The organism is Nakamurella sp. GG22 (genome assembly GCF_052976845.2).
Genome location: NZ_JBRIIO020000042.1, coordinates 21743 through 38936, shown reverse-complemented (window position 1 = coordinate 38936; position 17194 = coordinate 21743). Strand labels below are relative to the sequence as shown.

At 69.1% G+C, this 17194-nt stretch carries 16 protein-coding genes, 4 tRNA genes and 1 pseudogene; 13 read left to right on the top strand and 8 right to left on the bottom strand.

The window, feature by feature from the left end:
* Positions 1-49 precede the first annotated feature (49 nt).
* Positions 50-991, bottom strand: a pseudogene (gene rocD, locus ACVBEQ_RS25675) (ornithine--oxo-acid transaminase); the annotation flags it as partial.
* A gap of 211 nt (positions 992-1202) precedes the next feature.
* Here rocD and ACVBEQ_RS25670 point away from each other — a divergent pair.
* The 6 genes from ACVBEQ_RS25670 (at position 1203) to ACVBEQ_RS25645 (ending at position 6336) form a co-directional block, all read left to right on the top strand.
* Positions 1203-2066, top strand: coding sequence for a polyphosphate kinase 2 family protein (locus ACVBEQ_RS25670; protein WP_447156274.1), 864 nt, complete (start codon positions 1203-1205; stop codon positions 2064-2066).
* 63 nt (positions 2067-2129) lie between these two features.
* Complete coding sequence (gene cofC / locus ACVBEQ_RS25665) at positions 2130-2786, top strand: 2-phospho-L-lactate guanylyltransferase (RefSeq protein ID WP_447156273.1); 657 nt, start codon at positions 2130-2132, stop codon at positions 2784-2786.
* Between the two features lie 78 nt (positions 2787-2864).
* Entirely contained in the window at positions 2865-3419 is a 555-nt protein-coding gene (locus ACVBEQ_RS25660; protein WP_447156272.1) for a hypothetical protein, read from the top strand.
* Positions 3409-3819 carry a DUF3817 domain-containing protein gene (locus ACVBEQ_RS25655; protein ID WP_447156271.1) on the top strand — a complete coding sequence of 137 codons (411 nt, stop codon included), beginning with the start codon at positions 3409-3411 and terminating at the stop codon, positions 3817-3819. The genes ACVBEQ_RS25660 and ACVBEQ_RS25655 overlap by 11 nt, the downstream gene beginning before the upstream one ends.
* Positions 3820-4072: 253 nt before the next feature.
* Positions 4073-5701, top strand: a complete 1629-nt coding sequence (locus ACVBEQ_RS25650) for an MFS transporter (RefSeq protein WP_447156270.1) — start codon at positions 4073-4075, stop codon at positions 5699-5701.
* A gap of 71 nt (positions 5702-5772) precedes the next feature.
* Positions 5773-6336 (top strand): nucleotidyltransferase domain-containing protein, encoded by a 564-nt coding sequence (locus tag ACVBEQ_RS25645; protein ID WP_447156269.1) that lies wholly within the window; start codon positions 5773-5775, stop codon positions 6334-6336.
* Positions 6337-6869: 533 nt separating this feature from the next.
* Here ACVBEQ_RS25645 and ACVBEQ_RS25640 read toward each other — a convergent pair.
* From ACVBEQ_RS25640 to ACVBEQ_RS25620, 5 genes are all read right to left on the bottom strand, one after another.
* The gene (locus ACVBEQ_RS25640) at positions 6870-7199 is read right to left on the bottom strand and encodes a hypothetical protein (protein ID WP_447156268.1); all 330 of its coding nucleotides are present in this window, start codon (positions 7197-7199) and stop codon (positions 6870-6872) included.
* Between the two features lie 251 nt (positions 7200-7450).
* A tRNA-Val gene (locus ACVBEQ_RS25635) sits at positions 7451-7525 on the bottom strand.
* Positions 7526-7576: 51 nt separating this feature from the next.
* Positions 7577-7647, bottom strand: a tRNA-Cys gene (locus ACVBEQ_RS25630).
* A gap of 36 nt (positions 7648-7683) precedes the next feature.
* Positions 7684-7756: transfer RNA gene (locus ACVBEQ_RS25625), tRNA-Gly, on the bottom strand.
* 254 nt (positions 7757-8010) lie between these two features.
* Positions 8011-8442 carry an SsgA family sporulation/cell division regulator gene (locus tag ACVBEQ_RS25620; protein WP_447156267.1) on the bottom strand — a complete coding sequence of 144 codons (432 nt, stop codon included), beginning with the start codon at positions 8440-8442 and terminating at the stop codon, positions 8011-8013.
* A gap of 222 nt (positions 8443-8664) precedes the next feature.
* Between ACVBEQ_RS25620 and ACVBEQ_RS25615 the strand changes: the two genes are divergently transcribed.
* Positions 8665-8739 (top strand) — tRNA-Val (locus tag ACVBEQ_RS25615).
* Positions 8740-8821: 82 nt separating this feature from the next.
* Here ACVBEQ_RS25615 and ACVBEQ_RS25610 read toward each other — a convergent pair.
* Entirely contained in the window at positions 8822-9637 is an 816-nt protein-coding gene (locus ACVBEQ_RS25610) for an ABC transporter permease (RefSeq protein ID WP_447156266.1), read from the bottom strand.
* The gene (locus tag ACVBEQ_RS25605; RefSeq protein WP_447156265.1) at positions 9634-10743 is read right to left on the bottom strand and encodes an ATP-binding cassette domain-containing protein; all 1110 of its coding nucleotides are present in this window, start codon (positions 10741-10743) and stop codon (positions 9634-9636) included. The genes ACVBEQ_RS25610 and ACVBEQ_RS25605 overlap by 4 nt, the downstream gene beginning before the upstream one ends.
* 122 nt (positions 10744-10865) lie before the next feature.
* Here ACVBEQ_RS25605 and ACVBEQ_RS25600 point away from each other — a divergent pair, with 122 nt between their 5' ends.
* From ACVBEQ_RS25600 to ACVBEQ_RS25575, 6 genes are all read left to right on the top strand, one after another.
* Positions 10866-11363 (top strand): MarR family winged helix-turn-helix transcriptional regulator, encoded by a 498-nt coding sequence (locus ACVBEQ_RS25600; RefSeq protein WP_447156264.1) that lies wholly within the window; start codon positions 10866-10868, stop codon positions 11361-11363.
* Between the two features lie 180 nt (positions 11364-11543).
* Entirely contained in the window at positions 11544-13640 is a 2097-nt protein-coding gene (gene thrS / locus ACVBEQ_RS25595; RefSeq protein ID WP_447156263.1) for a threonine--tRNA ligase, read from the top strand.
* Entirely contained in the window at positions 13633-14211 is a 579-nt protein-coding gene (locus tag ACVBEQ_RS25590) for an HIT family protein (protein ID WP_447156262.1), read from the top strand. The genes thrS and ACVBEQ_RS25590 overlap by 8 nt, the downstream gene beginning before the upstream one ends.
* 153 nt (positions 14212-14364) lie before the next feature.
* Positions 14365-15012 (top strand): phosphatidylinositol phosphate synthase, encoded by a 648-nt coding sequence (gene pgsA / locus ACVBEQ_RS25585; protein WP_447156261.1) that lies wholly within the window; start codon positions 14365-14367, stop codon positions 15010-15012.
* A 28-nt stretch (positions 15013-15040) separates the two neighbouring features.
* Positions 15041-15961 carry a phosphatidylinositol mannoside acyltransferase gene (locus ACVBEQ_RS25580; protein WP_447156260.1) on the top strand — a complete coding sequence of 307 codons (921 nt, stop codon included), beginning with the start codon at positions 15041-15043 and terminating at the stop codon, positions 15959-15961.
* On the top strand, positions 15958-17097 hold the full coding sequence (locus ACVBEQ_RS25575; protein ID WP_447156259.1) for a glycosyltransferase family 4 protein: 1140 nt from the start codon (positions 15958-15960) through the stop codon (positions 17095-17097). The genes ACVBEQ_RS25580 and ACVBEQ_RS25575 overlap by 4 nt, the downstream gene beginning before the upstream one ends.
* The last annotated feature ends 97 nt before the right edge of the window (positions 17098-17194 follow it).

Sequence of the window (17194 nt, the reverse complement as noted above, 5' to 3'; positions counted from 1 at the left end):
GCAGTCGGTGATTAAGCTATTAAGCGCCCGGTTCATCGAGCACGAATCGATCGGCCGACCGGGTCTGCATCTCGTTGGTCTGCAGCAGCGCGACCACCGCGCGGCCGATCGCGCAAGCCAGCGGATTGCCGCCGAAGGTCGAACCGTGCTGGCCAGGCTGCAGGACGCCGAGCACGTCACGCCGGCCGACCACCGCCGACACCGGCATGATCCCGCCGCCGAGCGCCTTGCCCAGGGTGTAGAGGTCCGCCCGCACACCTTCCTGGTCGAGGGCCAGGGTGGAGCCCGTGCGGCCGAGTCCGGACTGGATCTCGTCGGCGATGAACAGCACGTTGTGCTCGTCGCAGAGCCGCCGCACACCGGCCAGGTAGCCGGCCGGCGGCACGAGCACGCCGGCCTCGCCCTGGATCGGCTCGAGCAGGATCGCCGCGGTGTCCGGCGTGATCGCCGCTTCCATCGCCTGCAGGTCGCCGTACTTCACGGTCAGGAACCCGGGGGTGTAGGGCCCGTAGTCGTCATGGGCGACGGAGTCGTCGGAGAAGGACACGATGGTCAGCGTCCGGCCGTGGAAATTGCCGCCCGCGGTGATGATCTGCGCCCGGTTCTCCGGAACGCCCTTGACCGTGTACGACCACTTGCGGGCGACCTTGATGGCGGACTCGACGGCTTCGGCGCCGGAGTTCATCGGCAGCACCATCTCGGTGCCGGTCAGCGCAGCGAGCTCCTCGCAGAACGGCCCGAGCTGGTTGTGGTGGAAGGCCCTCGAGGTCAGCGTCACCGTGCGCATCTGCTCGACCGCCGCGGCGATCAGCGCCGGGTGCCCATGCCCGAAGTTCAGCGCCGAGTACCCGGCCAGCATGTCCAGGTACCGCTTGCCGGCCACATCGGTGACCCACGCGCCCTCCGCGGACGCGATCACCACCGGCAGTGGGTGGTAGTTGTGCGCGCACCACAGGTCGTCCAGGTCGAGGAACGTCTGCGGATCCCGCAGTGCGTCGGTGGCGGTGGTCGACGAGTGGGTCGTCGGGTGCGTTGCGGTCACGATGAGCCTTTCGCGGAGGTCCGGTGCGCCAGGTCCTGTCCGCCGCCGGAAAACGACAGCCTACGACGAATACCCCAACCGGCAGGAGATCCGGGCGTCACAAGGCGCATCGGCAACGGTTTCGCCGCACGCGGCCGGGTCGGGCGTGCTTGGGTGGGACATGGCCAAGAAGAACTCAGCTGACGAGGGGACCGGCCCGCACATCGCGTTCGCCGCGCCGGCCGGCACCGTCGACATCACCCAGATCCCCACTGATTCGACGCCGATCGGACCGAGGTCCAAGTCGGACGCCGAGGACGGGCTGCTGGAGTTGGGCGACCGACTGGCCGGCCTGCAGGAACGATTGTTCGCGCAGGGCACCGCCGGCAACCCGCGCAGCGTCCTGTTGCTTCTGCAGGGCATGGACACGGCCGGGAAGGACGGGGTGATCAAGCATGTCGTCGGGCTCGTCGATCCCGGTGGGATCAGGATGGCCTCGTTCAAGAAGCCGACCCAGGAGGAACTCGCGCACGACTTCCTGTGGCGCATCGAGAAGCAGGTGCCGCCGGCCGGGCACCTCGGGGTGTTCAACCGGTCCCACTACGAGGACGTGCTGGTCGTCCGGGTGCACGACATCGTGCCGCGGGAGGTCTGGTCCGCGCGGTACGACGCGATCAACGAGTTCGAGCGCCGGCTCGCCGACCAGCAGGTGACCCTGGTCAAGTGCTTCCTGCACGTGTCGAAGGAGGTCCAGTCCGAGCGCCTGCTGGCCCGGCTCGACGACCCCACCAAGTACTGGAAGTACAACCCCGGCGACGTCGACGAACGCCGGTTCTGGGACGCCTACCAGGAGGCGTACTCGGACGCGCTGACCCACTGCAACATGGTGTCTGCGCCCTGGCACGTCATTCCGTCGGACCGGAAGTGGTACCGGAACTGGGCGGTCGCGGCGCTGCTCGCCGAAACGCTGGAGAACCTCAATCCGCAATATCCGGCCGCGGATTTCGACATCGACACCGAGCGCAAGCGCATCGCCGACAGCTGATCGGCGCCGAACAGTTCACGCACCCGATTCGGCACCGTCATCGGTGACGGTGACAATGGCCCGGTGCAGCCGTCACCCACGTCCGGTCGTTGGACGATCGTCGTGCCGTTGAAGTCGAGTGCCCGGGGCAAGAGCCGTCTCGACGTGGACCCGGTGCTGAGGCGGCGCCTCGCCGTCGCGATGGCCCAGGACACCGTTGCGGCCGCGGCCGCGGCCCGCCGGGTGCGGACGGTGCTCGTCGTCGCGGAAGACCCCGCCGACGCCCGGGAGATGTCCCGGATCGCCGGGGTCCGGACGCTGCTGACCGGCGTCGCCGGCCTGAACGAGTCGATCGTCGACGGGCTTCGGGCGCTGTCCTCGAAGGGCCCGGTCGCGGTAATACCGGGAGATCTGCCGTCCCTTGTTCCGGAGGAGTTGGACGACGCACTGCTGGCCGCCGGCCCGCACGGCGTCGCGGTCGTGGCCGACCGGCAGGGCACCGGCACCACTCTGCTCGCGGCCGCCACTGCCGACCGGTTACGGCCCCGCTACGGTGCCGGCTCGTTCGCCCGGCACGTGGCGTCCGGCGCCGTGCCGTTGGAGTTGTCCGTCACCTCGGGACTACGCCGTGATGTCGATCTCCCGACCGACCTGGCGGGCGTCACCGGGGCCGGGACGCTGGCGGTGCTGGCCGGTGCGGGCTGCGGTGTGGGGTTGTGTGCGGCGCGACCCACCGGCTGATCCAGGCGTGACAGACGTGCGCCTGACAGACGCGATGGCGGTACCTGTGCCCGGGGATGCGGCGGTACCGTTCTGGGTGTGGACCGTCGATTCCTGCAGCCCGGTTGGATGGCCGGGCACCTGCTGGTCTTCGCAGCTGTCCTGACCTGTCTGCGGCTCGGCTGGTGGCAGTGGGAACGCACGCAGGCGACCACCGGTACCGCGCAGAACTTCGGATACGCCCTGCTGTGGCCGGCCTTCGGCGCCGCATTCGTGTACATGTGGGTTCGTTTTCTGCACCTCGAAGTCCTCAAGGACGAAGAGGACGACGAAGACACCGAAAGGGGGCTGCGGGCCCTGCTCGACGAGGGGATGCCCCGGCAACCGGGAACGGGACAACAGGACCTGTCGGTGGCGTCCGGCGAGCCGAAAACGCAACTCCGTGACGACAGTGCCGTCGACGCCGGTCCCGACCCGGACGAGCCCCCGGCGCCCCGGCCACGCAAGTCGCGCGGCGACCTGCAGCGACCGAGCCTGGGCATCACCATCTCCGTCGCCACGGTGGGCGAGGACGACGACGAAGACCCCGAACTGACCGCTTACAACCAGGCGCTGGCAGCCCTGGCCGAGGAGGACCGCCGCCGTGCCCGTTGATCCCACCGGTGAAGTGACCGACCCGCCGGGAGCCCCCGGTGCCGGGGCAGCCGTACCCGGCCGGACGGGGAACGGCGCGCCGGTGGTGCCGCCGAAGATCATGGCGGCGTTCCGCAGGTACCGGGTGGCCGCTTTCGTGGTCGGCTGGGGCCTGCTGCTGTTGTGCGCCGCGATGATCCTGAAGTACGCGTTCGACATGGGCGCGGCCGTGGCCATCTGGGGCCCGATCCACGGCGCCCTCTTCGTCGTCTACGTGATCATCGCGTTCGATCTCGCGTACAAGGACCGCTGGTCGCCGCTCGGCACGCTGTGGGTGCTGGTCGCGGGGACGATCCCGTTCGTGTCCTTCGTCGCCGAGCGCCAGGTGCAGCGGAAGGTCCTCGCCCGCCAGAAGATGTAGCACCGTTGCGGTCGCCCGGGAGATTGGCACGCCCGCCGGGTTTCCCCGCCGGGCGTATGGAGAGTGTGCTGGAGGCAACGCAGCGACGCTAGTCGCCCGAAAGGGTGGTGTCCTGCGCCGAAAGCGTCACCTGATTGCGTGCGATATTACTGCGAGCGGCGGGACTACCGTTCGTGATCATCTGACTGCGCCCCGCGACTGACTCTGCGGCACAATCAATGCGAAAGCCCGCATTCGGTATGCGGGCGGAGCAATGGGGGGTCCCGTGCCTGACGGCCGCGCGCCGGTACGCAGCGAAGTCGGGCAGCGGCCCGCCGCCGGTTCAGATCAGTGGGGAAACCGGTCGGTGTGGGTGCTCGTCGCCCTCATCCTGGTGGCCACCGTCGCCAACCTCAACCTGGCCGTCGCCAATGTGGCGCTCCCGGACATCGGCAAGGCCTTCGACGCCAGCCAGACCGAACTCAATCTCGTCGCGGTCGGGTTTTCCCTCGGCCTGGCTGCGTCGGTGCTCTACCTCGGCGCGGTGGGTGACCGTTACGGCCGCAAGCTGCTCCTCGTGCTGGGCATGATCGTCACCGTCCCGGCGTGCCTGCTCGCCGGCTTCGCACCGTCGATCGAAGTTCTCTTCGGTGCCCGCTTGCTCGGCGGGCTGGCCGCCGGCATGGCCTATCCGACAACCCTGGCGCTGATCACCGCACTGTGGCAGGGCCCGACCCGGACGAAGGCAATCGCGCTCTGGTCGGCCGTCGGCGGGGCGACCGCGGCGCTCGGATCGGTGTTGTCGGGCTGGTTGATGGAGCACTTCAGCTGGCAGTCGGTGTTCCTGGTGACGGTGCCGCTGGCGGTCGTCGCACTGATCATGGCCGTGGTCCTGGTGCCGGCCCACGTCAACGAGACAACGGACCCGGTCGACAACATCGGGGGAGTGCTGTCGGTGATCCTGGTCGCCGCCCTCGTGCTGGCCATCAACTTCGCCGCGGTCCCCGGAGGTGGCTCGATGGCGCTCGGCCTCGGGCTGCTGGCGCTGCTGGCCGGGATCGGCTTCGTGGTGCGGCAGAAACGTGCTTCCTCGCCGTTGTTCGATCTGCACATCGCAGGCCGTCGGATCTTCTGGGTCGCAGCGATCGCCGGCATCATCGTCTTCGGCACCTTGATGGCGGCGATGTTCGTCGGCCAGCAGTTCCTGCAGAACGTCCTGGGTTACACGACGCTCGAGGCCGGTTCGGCGATGCTCCCCGCGGCCGCCGCGATGGTCGTGGTCGCGCCGCTCTCGGCCAGGATGATCGGCGCGAGGGGAGCGCGGTTCACCCTGCTGGTGGGGTACGCGTTCTGCCTGCTCGGCCTGGTCGCCGCGCTGCTGCTCTGGAAGGAGGGCATCCCGTTCTGGCCGGTCTGCCTGGCATTCATATTGGTCGGAGTGGGCGTGGGTTTCGCCGGCACGCCGGCCTCGCATTCGCTGACCGGGTCGGTGCCGGTCTCGCGGGCCGGTATGGCGTCGGGAACCGCGGACCTGCAGCGTGATCTCGGCGGCGCCGTCATGCAGTCGCTGCTGGGAGCGGCTCTGACGGCCGGCTACGCCGCGGCGTTCGCATCCGCGATCGCCGCGTCGCCGGACGCGTCCGAGGTCAGTGCGACCGTCCAGACCGAACTGCAGAAGTCGTTCGCGAGCGCGTCCTCGATGGCCGACCGGTACCCCGAGTACGCGACCCAGATCATCGCGGCGGCCAAGCAATCGTTCCTGGAGGGCGAGACCCTCGCGTACGCGGCCGGCATCGTCATCGTGCTGCTCGGGGCGGCGTTGGTGTTCTTCATGTTCCCGAAGGAGGACCGCGAACGGGAACTCCTGGCGGGGTACGCCGCCGAGGACGCGAAGGTCGCCTGACGCCCGGCGCCCGGCGCAATCCGGGTGACGACGGGCGTCGCGGCTCCTACGCTGCGGCCGGAGGTGTCGCCGTGACCGGATCCGAGCCCGCGGCGCCGGAGAGCACTGCCGCCGACGTCCTGGCCCTGCTCGATCTGCTGGCAGCGGCCGGTGTCGTCGTGTGGCTGGACGGCGGCTGGGGCGTGGACGCCAATCTCCGGCGGCAGACCCGCGCGCACGCGGACATCGACATCGTCCTGGAGGAGCGCGATCTCGCCGTCGCCGTGGCGGTGCTCGCCGACCGTGGCTACCGCCCGGTTCCGAGAGACGACGCCAAGCCCTGGAACTTCGTCCTGGGTGACGACGACGGCCACCTGGTCGACTTTCACGCGATCCGCATCGGCGCCGACGGCGCGGGCCGGTACGGACCGCCCGAGCGCACGGAGGACGTGGTCCCGGTCGCTGCGCGGTCCGGGCGCGGCTCCGTTGTCGGCCGGGCGGTGCGGACCATCAGCCCCGAATTCCAAGTGGCCTTCCACACCGGGTACCAGCCCGACGAGAACGACTGGCGCGACGTCAGTGCCCTGTGCGCAACGTTCGGCATCGCGGTGCCGGCCGACTATGCGCGCTTCGCCGGCCGGCCGGCACCACGGTGACCTGCCATTCGCGCCCCCGGTCACGGTCACCGTGTCAGTGCTGCGGCGACGAGCACCCCGCCAGACCCATCCCCGCCGCCACCACAACCGCCCCGAGCAGAACATGCCGCCGCATCATTGCCCCCATTTTCTGTTCGTGCCACGCCCCCGGCGCCACAGAAGTATTTCCGCACGCAAGTTCTTTACGTGACCATCTCACTCGGCCACCAGGGCTGTACCGCCCGTTCTAGCCATCGCGACCCTTCAGATCATGCGCTTCGCGACATTCATCGCTGCCTCGAACGTGCTGCCGGGCTCGATCGGGTGCCCCAGGCCTGTCGCCGGCGTGGTCAGCGGCGACCGGTGTTCCACTGATATCGCGCGAAGGGGTTTCGGTACGGCCGATCGCGGGAAACGGCCCTATGCCAGGCGAGGACCCGGTACGACTCCGGCAGTCGCCGCGCGACACGAAAAGCCCCGCCCTTAACAGGAGGGCGGGGCTTTTCTCTGACTTTACTCCGGTTAACAAGTCTCGCTGGGTGGTGCCCAGGGCATCATTCGCCCGGCGGCCGGTAGCCCTCAGCAGTGAGTGACTCCACCGAGATCCGATAGTCCTCCTCCGCGGCGGCCCGCGGATCGGGGTACTGGTAGCGACCGGGATGACGGCCGCTGGGCCAGCGGATCACGTCGCCGCGGGTGTAGGAACGGTGGAACGCCAGAACTCCGTTCTCGCGGTGGTAGACGTGATACACCGCTTCTGCGCGTAACGGCGAGACCGTGACACTCAACGTGAGGACATGGGTGTCGTCGGTGCCCCGGGTCAGCGTGGCCGTCTCGACGACTCTCGTGCCCGCGAACCGACGGATCGCTGACAGAAGAAACATCGGTGCGCGCATGCTGTCCTTTTCGCTCGCTGGGCCGGCGGCCCGGCCTTCCACGACCTTGAGCGGGCAGCGGCAACCTCATGACGCGGGCACGACGATGTGAGTCCATCATCACTGCAGCTCGGCGGGGACGCAGCAGGCGCGACGCGCTGTCGGCGTGTCTTCAGGTGCCGGCCGCTGAGCTCCCGCGAGTTGTCGACCGGGAGTGGCTGGACAGGCGGCCTGGTTCGCGCGCCTTCATGACGTCGTGCTGGTGGGCGATACTGGGATTGAACCAGTGACCTCTTCCGTGTCAGGGAAGCGCTCTCCCGCTGAGCTAATCGCCCTTCACCATTCCGACCTGACCGGCATTCGATCAGGAAAATGGCCGTGCTGCGAGGTGGGAACGGGATTCGAACCCGTGTACACGGCTTTGCAGGCCGTTGCCTCGCCTCTCGGCCATCCCACCGCGGAGGCAACCCAGGTGACGGCCTGGACCTCTTCGAGCGGACGACGGGATTCGAACCCGCGACCCTCACCTTGGCAAGGTGATGCGCTACCAACTGCGCTACGTCCGCATGCCTTGCCCGGCCCCCTGAGGGCTGAGCGGCCCGGCAACTGTATCCGAACGGGGACGCGCTGACCAAACCGGCCAGAGCTCAACCAGTCTCATCGGTGTGCCACCTGGCCAGGACCTTGTCGGCCACCCAACCCCTCGATGGGCCCGGCAACTCCACCTCCGCACCGTGTCGGCGGGGGAGTGTCGGCTGGCGCAGGCGGTCACCCGCCGCAATCCGTGGCGGCCGATCGGGCCGCCCCGGGAAGAAGGTGGTCAGGCCTCGAAGGAGTCGTGAACCGGCAGCGTCCGGAGGTCGGCGTCGAAGTCGTAGTGGTTCATCTCCTCGCCGAGTGGAACCTGCGCGACGCACCCCGCGGCGAACTCGGCGAGATCCGGGCTGTGAGCGAGCAACCGGGCGGAAACGGATCCCGAGCGAAGCTCGATGATGACGCCGTCCCGGGTGGGGAACACCTGGACGTCACCGATCCCCGCCGGCATCGAGATGCCGTCGATCAGCAGTTCGCGGCCGAAGACCCAGGTGATGACCGGGCTCTGGTCGACGGACAGCAGCATCTGGACCGCGAACGGATCGTCGCAGTGGTAGCGCAGTTCGGCGTTGACCGCCGGAAGCGCGGCGTCGGAGATCAACAGCATCTCGGTCGCAGCGGTGGTGACCCGATGATGTTCCGGGCTGTGCTGTGGCATGTCGTTTCCGCCGTCCGGCGGCCTGTGCGCGGCGGGGCCGATATCCGCGCTTCTGGTCTCAGGCCGTTCCCTCTCGGAGTGATGACGGGCGAAACCAACCTCGGTCACGCGCACCCGAATAGTTCACCCGTTCGGCCTAAATGGATGGCTGAATGGGGCCTGCGGAAGCAGCCGCTCGGATCGGGTATCGTGGCCTCTGCTCGGAAGGCACCAGCCGGTCCCGGGCGATTAGCTCAGCGGGAGAGCGCTTCGTTCACACCGAAGAGGTCACTGGTTCGATCCCAGTATCGCCCACCAGTTCACAGGGCCCGACTCGAACATGAGTCGGGCCCTGTCCTGTCCTGTCCCCGGGGCGTGCGCGCACAACCCGAGCGGACGGCTACCCGCGCCGCACCCGTGCCCGCAGGGCTGACAAGGCCAAGGTGAACGACACCGCTGCCAGCGCCGCGATGGCGGCAAGCGCGGCGAGGAGGTCGGCCGCCACCCAGCCGTCGATGATCAGCGACCGCAGTCCAGCCAGTAGATAGGTGACCGGGTTGAACTCCGAGACGGTGGCAAGCCAACCGGTCAGCGCTTCCTGCGGCAGGAAGGTGGTGGTGAGGAAAGTGAACGGGAAGAAGATGACGAAGCTGGTGGCCACCGCACTCGGGCTGCCGGTGCGCAAGGCGATGGCGTAGGGCAGGCCGGTCAACGCCAGGCCCCACAGGGCAGCCAACCCGATGAACACCAGAACGCCGAGGGCACCGGCCTCGAAGCGGACGCCGAGCAGGAAGCCTGCGGTCAGCACCGGAATGGTCAACGCGATGACCGTGAAGATGTCCGCGACCATCAACCCGAGCAGCAGGGCGGAGCGGCGGATCGGTGAGATCAGCAGCCGGTCGAAGTATCCCGAGGTGATGTCGGTGACCAGACGCGGTGCGCTGGAGATGCCGGTGACAGCGAAGACGATCGCGACGGGCAGCTGGAACGCTTTGTAGTCTGTGACCCCTGCGAAACCCGAGACATCCTGTAGTGCACCGACATTCACCGCAAAGAAGAACAGCGGCAGCATCAGCGCCGGGACGAAGGCGGCCGGCTCGCGGATCGCGGCACGTAGCGCGCGTCCTGCCACGGCGACGACATCACGCCGGAACCCGGCGGGCCTGGCTCGCACCCTGAGTCGTCGGTCGACGGCACCGGGTGTTGTGGTCGTCATCGCTTTCCTCGCTTCCGGGAAGTCCGCTTCGCGGACGCTGTTGGTGCAATCGGTGAGTTGGTGGCACCGTCTGCCGACGGTCCGGATGATGGGGAGTCGTTGTGCGTCATGGCGTTTCCCGTGACCTGGAGAAAGACGTCATCGAGCGTCGGGGTGCGCAGGGTCAGCTCGTCGACGACGACCCCGGCCTGCTCGAGTGCCAATGCGACCCGTCCGACCACCGCGCCGCCCGACGGCGTGGCCACCAGCAGTTCCGTGCCGCCGGGAGCCCCGGTCTCCGACCCTGCGGCCTGCGCCGGCGTGCGGACCTCGGCGCGCTGGACGCCGTCGAGCGCTCGCAGTCGATCCAGCACGGTCGTCAGGCTGCCGTTCAGCTGCTGAGCGGTCCGGATCAACACCAGGTCGTCGCCCACCCTGCGCTTGAGCTCGGCCGGTGTGCCCTCGGCGGCGATCCTGCCGGACGAGATGATTCCGACCCGGTCTGCAAGCTGGTCGGCCTCCTCGAGGTACTGCGTTGTCAGGAACACCGTCGTGCCGAGCTGTGCATTGAGCCGGCGCACTTCGTCCCAGACCGCCGCCCGGCTGACCGGGTCCAGGCCGGTCGTCGGTTCGTCGAGGAACAGCACGTCGGGGTCGTGAACCAGGGCCGCGGCGAGATCCAGCCGACGCCGCATACCGCCCGAATAGGTGCTGACGCGTTCGTTCAGCGCGTCTCCGAGATCGATCAGCTCGCCGAGTTCCGACAGCCGGCGGTCCATTTCCCCGCTGGTCAGTCCGTAGAGCCGGCCCTGTAATCGCAGCGTCTCCGCGCCGGTCTGCAGCTGATCAAGGGCAGCCTCCTGAAGTGCGACGCCCACCGTGAGCCGGACCCGTTCCGGGTCTGTTCGCACGCTGTGCCCGTTCACGAAGGCATCGCCGGCGGTCGGTGCCAGCAATGTCACCAGCATCCGGACGGTGGTGGACTTTCCGGCCCCGTTGGGTCCGAGGAATCCGTAGATCTCGCCGTGCTCGATCTGCAGGTCGACACCGTCGACGGCGGCCCGGTTACCGTCGGGTCCGGGGAAGGAGCGCACCAGCTTCTCCGCTGAGATCGCCAGGGCGCTCACCGCTGTGCCCCGCCGCCGGAGTCAGTGAGTTGTCGTAGTCTTACGAAGTAGTCCTTTCGAAGGAAGGTTCTGTCATAGAACTGTCTCATCGCAAGATAGTACGACGATCGGAGTAATGACAAGTGGAAGAGCCAGCACGCAGCGACGTCGTCGACCGGCTCATCGGCTTGTTGCAGGAGACCGGTGAGGGGCTGAACAGGCTCGGTCACGACATGGCGGAGGCCAGCGGCACGCACCCGACGGACATGACCGCCCTGTCGGTGTTGTCCAGGCACGCCGGAAGACCCATCACCGTCGGGGAATTGGGCGAGGAACTCGGGCTGTCAAAGGCGGCCGCCAGCAGCCTGGCCGACCGGTTGGAGAAGGCCGGACACGCCCGCCGGGTGCGGGATCCGCACGACCGCCGCCGCTGGAACGTCGAGCTCACCGCTTCCGCGTTCGCCGAGGCGGAGCAGGCGCTCGGGCATTTTCTGGGGACCATCCGGGCCGTGCTGGCCGATTACACCGCCGATCAACTGTCGCTGGCGGAGCGCTTCCTGCGGGATGTGGTCCGGGCGGTCGCCAGTCGGCCGGGGAGCGACGAGGCGGAGAGCCGGGGCAGTGGCGGCGGGGTCGACTGACGCAAGCGCATCGGCGACTGGGACAGGCTCACGATGAATGCCGCAGCAGCATCGCCGGAGCCGTTCGCCCGCTGGCGAACCAGACCGGGCCCCCCGGCTAGCATCGGGTGTTCGTGTCGCGCCAACCTGCCGCATCCGTCGCGGTAACAGCCCGGCCAACCCGACCCTCGAGGAGAACCCGTGTCCAGCCCTCCCACCGCCGCGCCCGTGCCGAGCGTGAAGGTGCCGGCGGGCACGACCGCCGGGGCTGCCGTCCGGGAGGCCGGGTTGCCGACCAGCGGGCCACAGACCGTTGTCGTCGTCCGCGATGACAACGGCCAGTTGCGTGATCTCGCGTGGTCGCCGCCGGCCGACGCGCTGGTCGAGCCGGTCCCGGCGGACTCCGAGGACGGCCGGGCGGTCATCCGGCACTCCGCCGCGCACGTCCTGGCGCAGGCCGTGCAGCAGGCCTTCCCGGACGCCAAGCTCGGCATCGGCCCACCGATCAAGGACGGCTTCTACTACGACTTCGATGTCGAGAGACCCTTCACGCCACAGGATCTCGCCGACCTCGACAAGCGCATGCGGAAGATCATCAAGTCGGGTCAGCGGTTCTCCCGCCGGGTGGTGGACGCCGACCAGGCCAAGTCGGAGCTGGCGGCGGAGCCGTACAAGCTCGAGCTGATCGACCTCAAGGGGTCGCCGGGCGGCACCGACGCAAGTGCCGAGGAGAGCGTCGAGGTCGGCGCCGGCGAGCTGACGATCTACGACAACCTGCATGCGCACTCCGGCGAGCGGGTCTGGAGCGACCTCTGCCGCGGTCCGCACCTGCCGACCACCCGCTACATCCCCGCCTTCGCGCTCACCAGGTCCGCCGCCGCCTACTGGCGGGGGAGCGAGAAGAACCCGCAACTGCAGCGGATCTACGGCACCGCGTGGGAGTCGGCGGAGGCCATGCAGGCGCACCTCGACTGGATCGCCGAGGCCGAACGCCGCGACCACCGCCGGCTCGGTACCGAGCTGGACCTGTTCTCCTTCCCGGACGAGATCGGATCCGGGCTCGCGGTGTTCCACCCCCGCGGCGGCATCATCCGCAAGGAGATGGAGGACTACAGCCGGGCCAAGCACCTCGCGGCGGGCTACTCGTTCGTCAACACCCCGCACATCACCAAGGCACGCCTGTTCGAGGTGTCCGGGCATCTGGACTGGTACGCCGACGGCATGTTCCCGCCGATGCACCTGGACGCCGAACTCGGGCCGGACGGCGAGGTTCGCAAGCCCGGCCAGGACTACTACCTCAAGCCGATGAACTGCCCGATGCACGACCTGATCTTCCGGTCGCGGGGCCGCTCCTACCGCGAGCTGCCGCTGCGGATGTTCGAGTTCGGCACCGTCTACCGGTACGAGAAGTCCGGCGTCATCCACGGTCTCACCCGGGTCCGCGGGATGACGCAGGACGACGCGCACATCTTCTGTACCCGCGAACAGATGGCCGAGGAGCTGACCAGCCTGCTCCGCTTCGTCCTGGACCTGCTGGCCGACTACGGCCTGGACGACTTCTATCTCGAGTTGTCCACCCGCAACGAGGAGAAGTACGTCGGCACCGACGAGAACTGGCGGGTCGCCACCGAGACCCTTGCCGAGGTGTCCGCGGCGTCCGGCCTGCACCTGGTCGACGACCCGGGCGGGGCGGCGTTCTACGGCCCGAAGATCTCCGTGCAGGCCAAGGACGCGCTCGGCCGCACGTGGCAGATGTCCACCATTCAGCTGGACTTCAACCTGCCGGAACGGTTCGAACTCGAATACACCGGGCCCGACGGCAGCAAACAGCGCCCTGTGATGATCCATCGCGCCCTGTTCGGTTCCATCGAACGGTTCTTCGGCGTCCTGACCGAGCACTACGCGGGTGCGTTCCCGGCCTGGCTGTCGCCCGTCCAGGTCGTCGGCATCCCGGTCGCCGACGCCTTCGGCGACCACCTCGAGACGGTCGTCAGCGAGCTCCGTGTCCGGGGGATCAGGGCCGAGGTCGACCATTCCGGCGACCGGATGCAGAAGAAGATCCGCACCCACACCACGCAGAAGGTCCCGTTCCTGTTGCTGGCGGGGGAGAAGGACGCCGCTGGAGGAGCGGTGTCGTTCCGGTTCCGGGACGGCACCCAGGTGAACGGCGTGCCGGTCGCCGCCGCCGTCGACGCGATCGACGGCTGGATCCGCGGCCGGTCGAACGTGTCGCCGACGGCCGAGGGGTTCGCGGGGTTGGTGCCGCCCGTTCACGGACTCGAGTCGACCGGTGGTTGACGGACCGGAACTGGTGCCGCAGGACGGGATCGGGATTCCCGACCACCTGCAGCGACTGTGGACCCCGCACCGGATGGCGTACGTCACGGGCGGGTCGGGAGAGGACCGCACCGCTGCCGGGAGCCCGAATCCGAGGGAGTCCGGCGGAGACGTCGCGGGCTGCCCCTTCTGCCGGATCCCGACCCTGTCCGACGAGGACGGCCTGGTCGTCGCCCGCGGCCAGTGGGTGTACGCGGTGCTGAACCTGTTCCCGTACAACCCCGGCCACCTGATGGTGGTGCCGCTGCGGCACATGCCTGATTACACCGACCTGAACGCCGACGAGCTGGCGGAGTTCAGCGATTTCACCCGGCACGCGCTGCGGACGGTGCGGATGGTGAGCGCACCGCACGGCTTCAACCTCGGCATCAATGCCGGCTCGGCGGCCGGCGCCGGTATCGCCGAGCACCTGCACCAGCACGTCGTCCCGCGATGGGGCGGTGACTCCAACTTCATGCCCGTGGTGGGTCAGACGAAGGTGCTGCCCCAGTTGCTCGCCGACACCCGCCGGTTGCTCGCGGACGCCTGGTAGCGGCCGCCCACGGCACTCCCGCGCACCGGCACCGGTTCGCCCGGCGCGCCGGGTGACCGGCAGCAGGTGCTGGCGCCGCTATCGTTGACCTCTACCTGCCCTTTCGTCGACCGACTGCCGACTGGCGTTCACGACCCGACCGGACGGATCCCGATGCTCAACTCCCTGGCCCGGTCGTCGGTGTCCAAGGTCACCGACCCGATCGGCAGAGGGCTGCTGCGTGCCGGGATGAGCCCCGACCTGGTCACCGTGATCGGCACCATCGGGGTGGTCGCCGGATCGGTTGCCCTGCTGGCGCCCGGGTACCTGTTCGCCGGAACGATGGTCGTGACGGTGTTCGTGCTGGCCGACCTGGTCGACGGCGCGATGGCCAGGGCGCGCGGGTACGGCACCGACTTCGGCGTCGTGCTGGACGCGTCCTGCGACCGGATCGCCGACGGCGCGCTGTTCGGGGCCCTGGCGTTCTACGCGTTCTCCTCGGGGCAGCGGGTGCTCGGTGCCGTCGCGCTGATCTGCCTGGTCACCGGCCAGGTGATCTCCTACGTCAAGGCACGGGCCGATTCGGTTGGCTTGATGATCGGCGGCGCCCTCGCCGAGCGCGCCGAACGCAACGTCCTGGGCCTGGTCGGAGCCGGCCTGGCCGGTCTCGGCGTGCCGTACGCACTGGACATCTGCCTCTGGCTGCTGGCGGTGGCCGGCGCGGCCACGGTGGTGCAGCGGCTGGTCCAGGTGCGGCGGGCCGCCGTGAAGGCCGCCGCGGACACGAGCTCGAACCGCGGCACCGGCCGACCGGCCCTGTGACCGCGGCAGATCTGTGCGCCCGGTATCGATGAGCGGGGCGACCCTGCGGATCACCGACCTCGGCTTCGCCGCCGGCTGGTCGGTGGTGAAGTCGCTGCCCGAACCGGTGGCGGACGGGTTGTTCCGACGGGCCGCCGATCTGGCGTTCCGCCGGCGCGGGCCGAGCGTCGTGCAGTTGGCCAGGAACCTGCACCGGGTGCTCGGCGAGCAGTCGACGCCGGCCTCCCTGGCTGCGGTCACGCACGCCGGGATGCGGTCCTACGCCAGGTACTGGAAGGAGACGTTCCGGCTGCCCGCGATGGATCACGACGACGTCTTCGAGCAGCTGCAGGCCGGCGCCATCGGGGCCGAGCACATCGACCGGGCGGTTGCCGAGGGGCGCGGCATCCTGCTGCCGATCACCCATTCCGGTAACTGGGACGCCGCGGGGCTCTGGGTGGCCCGCCGGTGGGGCTCCATGACGACCGTTGCCGAGCGGCTGAAGCCCGAGTCGCTGTACGAGAAGTTCGTGGCCTACCGGGAGTCGCTCGGGATGGAGATCCTGCCGCTGACCGGCGGCGTCAACCCCTCCACCGTGCTCAAGGAACGGCTTCGGGACGGCGGCATCGTTCCGCTGGTCGGCGACCGGGACCTGTCCCGCAGCGGGGTTCCGGTCGACTTCTTCGGCCAGACGGCCACCATGCCGCCGGGGCCGGCGATGCTGGCGGCACTGACCGGTAGTTACCTGTGCCCGACGAACCTGAGCTTCACCGACACGGGCTGGTCGATCCACATCCACCCGCCGGTGACCATCCCGGGGACCCGGCTGGCCGAGCAGGTCCGGGGCGGTACCCAGCTGGTGGCGGAGGTGTTCGAACGCGGCATCGCCGAACACCCCGCGGACTGGCACATGCTGCAACCGCTGTGGCGGGCGGATCTGGATGACCGCAGGGCCGGGGCGTCCGGATGAGGGTCGGTCTGGTCTGTCCGTACTCGTTCGACATTCCCGGCGGTGTGCAGGCGCACGTGGCCGATCTCGCCCGGACGCTGATCGGGATGGGGCACCAGGTGTCCGTCCTCGCACCCGGCGACGACAGCGACGCGACCGTCGAGTTCCCGGAGTTCCTGGTCCCATCCGGCCGCAGCATGCCGATTCCCTACAACGGCTCGGTGGCCAGGCTCTCGTTCGGCCCGGTGTCCTACACCAAGGTCCGGAAGTGGATCAGGGCCGGCAAGTTCGACGTCCTGCACGTCCACGAGCCGGTCGCGCCGAGCCTGTCGATGATCGCCCTGATGGTCGCCGACGGTCCCATCGTCGCGACGTTTCACACGGCCAATCCGCGATCCCGGATGCTCGCCGCCTTCCAGGGGGTCCTGCAGCCGTTCCTGGAGAAGATCACCGGACGGATCGCGGTGAGCGAACTGGCCCGCCAGGTGCAGGTCGAGCATCTCGGCGGTGACGCCGTGATCATTCCCAACGGCGTTGACGTGCAGTACTTCTCCCGGGCCGAGCCGCTGCCGGGATACCCCCGCAGCGGTGGCACGGTCGGCTTCATCGGCCGCTTCGACGAGCCCCGCAAGGGCATGGTGGTGCTGCTGGACGCGCTGCGGCTGCTCGCGCCGACCCGGCCCGATCTGCAGCTGCTGGTCGCCGGCAGCGGGGACGAGAAGGACCTGTGGGAGCTGGCCGGTCCCGACCTGCGGCACACGCTGCGCTTCCTGGGCAGGGTGAGTGACGCGGACAAAGCGTCGATGCTCACGTCGCTGGACGTCTACTGCGCGCCGAACACCGGCGGCGAGAGCTTCGGCATCATCCTGACCGAGGCGATGAGTGCCGGAACACCGGTGGTGGCAAGCGATCTCGACGCGTTCCGCCGGGTGCTCGACGGCGGGATCGCCGGGGTGCTGACGCCCGTCGGGGACTCGCCGGCGCTGGCCCGCTCGCTCGGCGCTGTGCTGGACGATTCCGGCCGACGGGCCGTGCTCTCCGCGCAGGGCAGGCGGGTGGTGGCCGCCTACGACTGGCCGGTCGTCGCCGCCACCGTCGTGAAGGTCTACGAGACCGTGGTCGCGGCCGACCCCAGGGCCGTCGTCGAGGCGGACTGACGGTCTGGAGCCGGGCGGGTGCTGTGGCCGGCGTCACGGCGATTTCGGCCGTGCCGATTCGTCCCTTACCGTGGTGAATTCCCGCGGGTGACCCGGT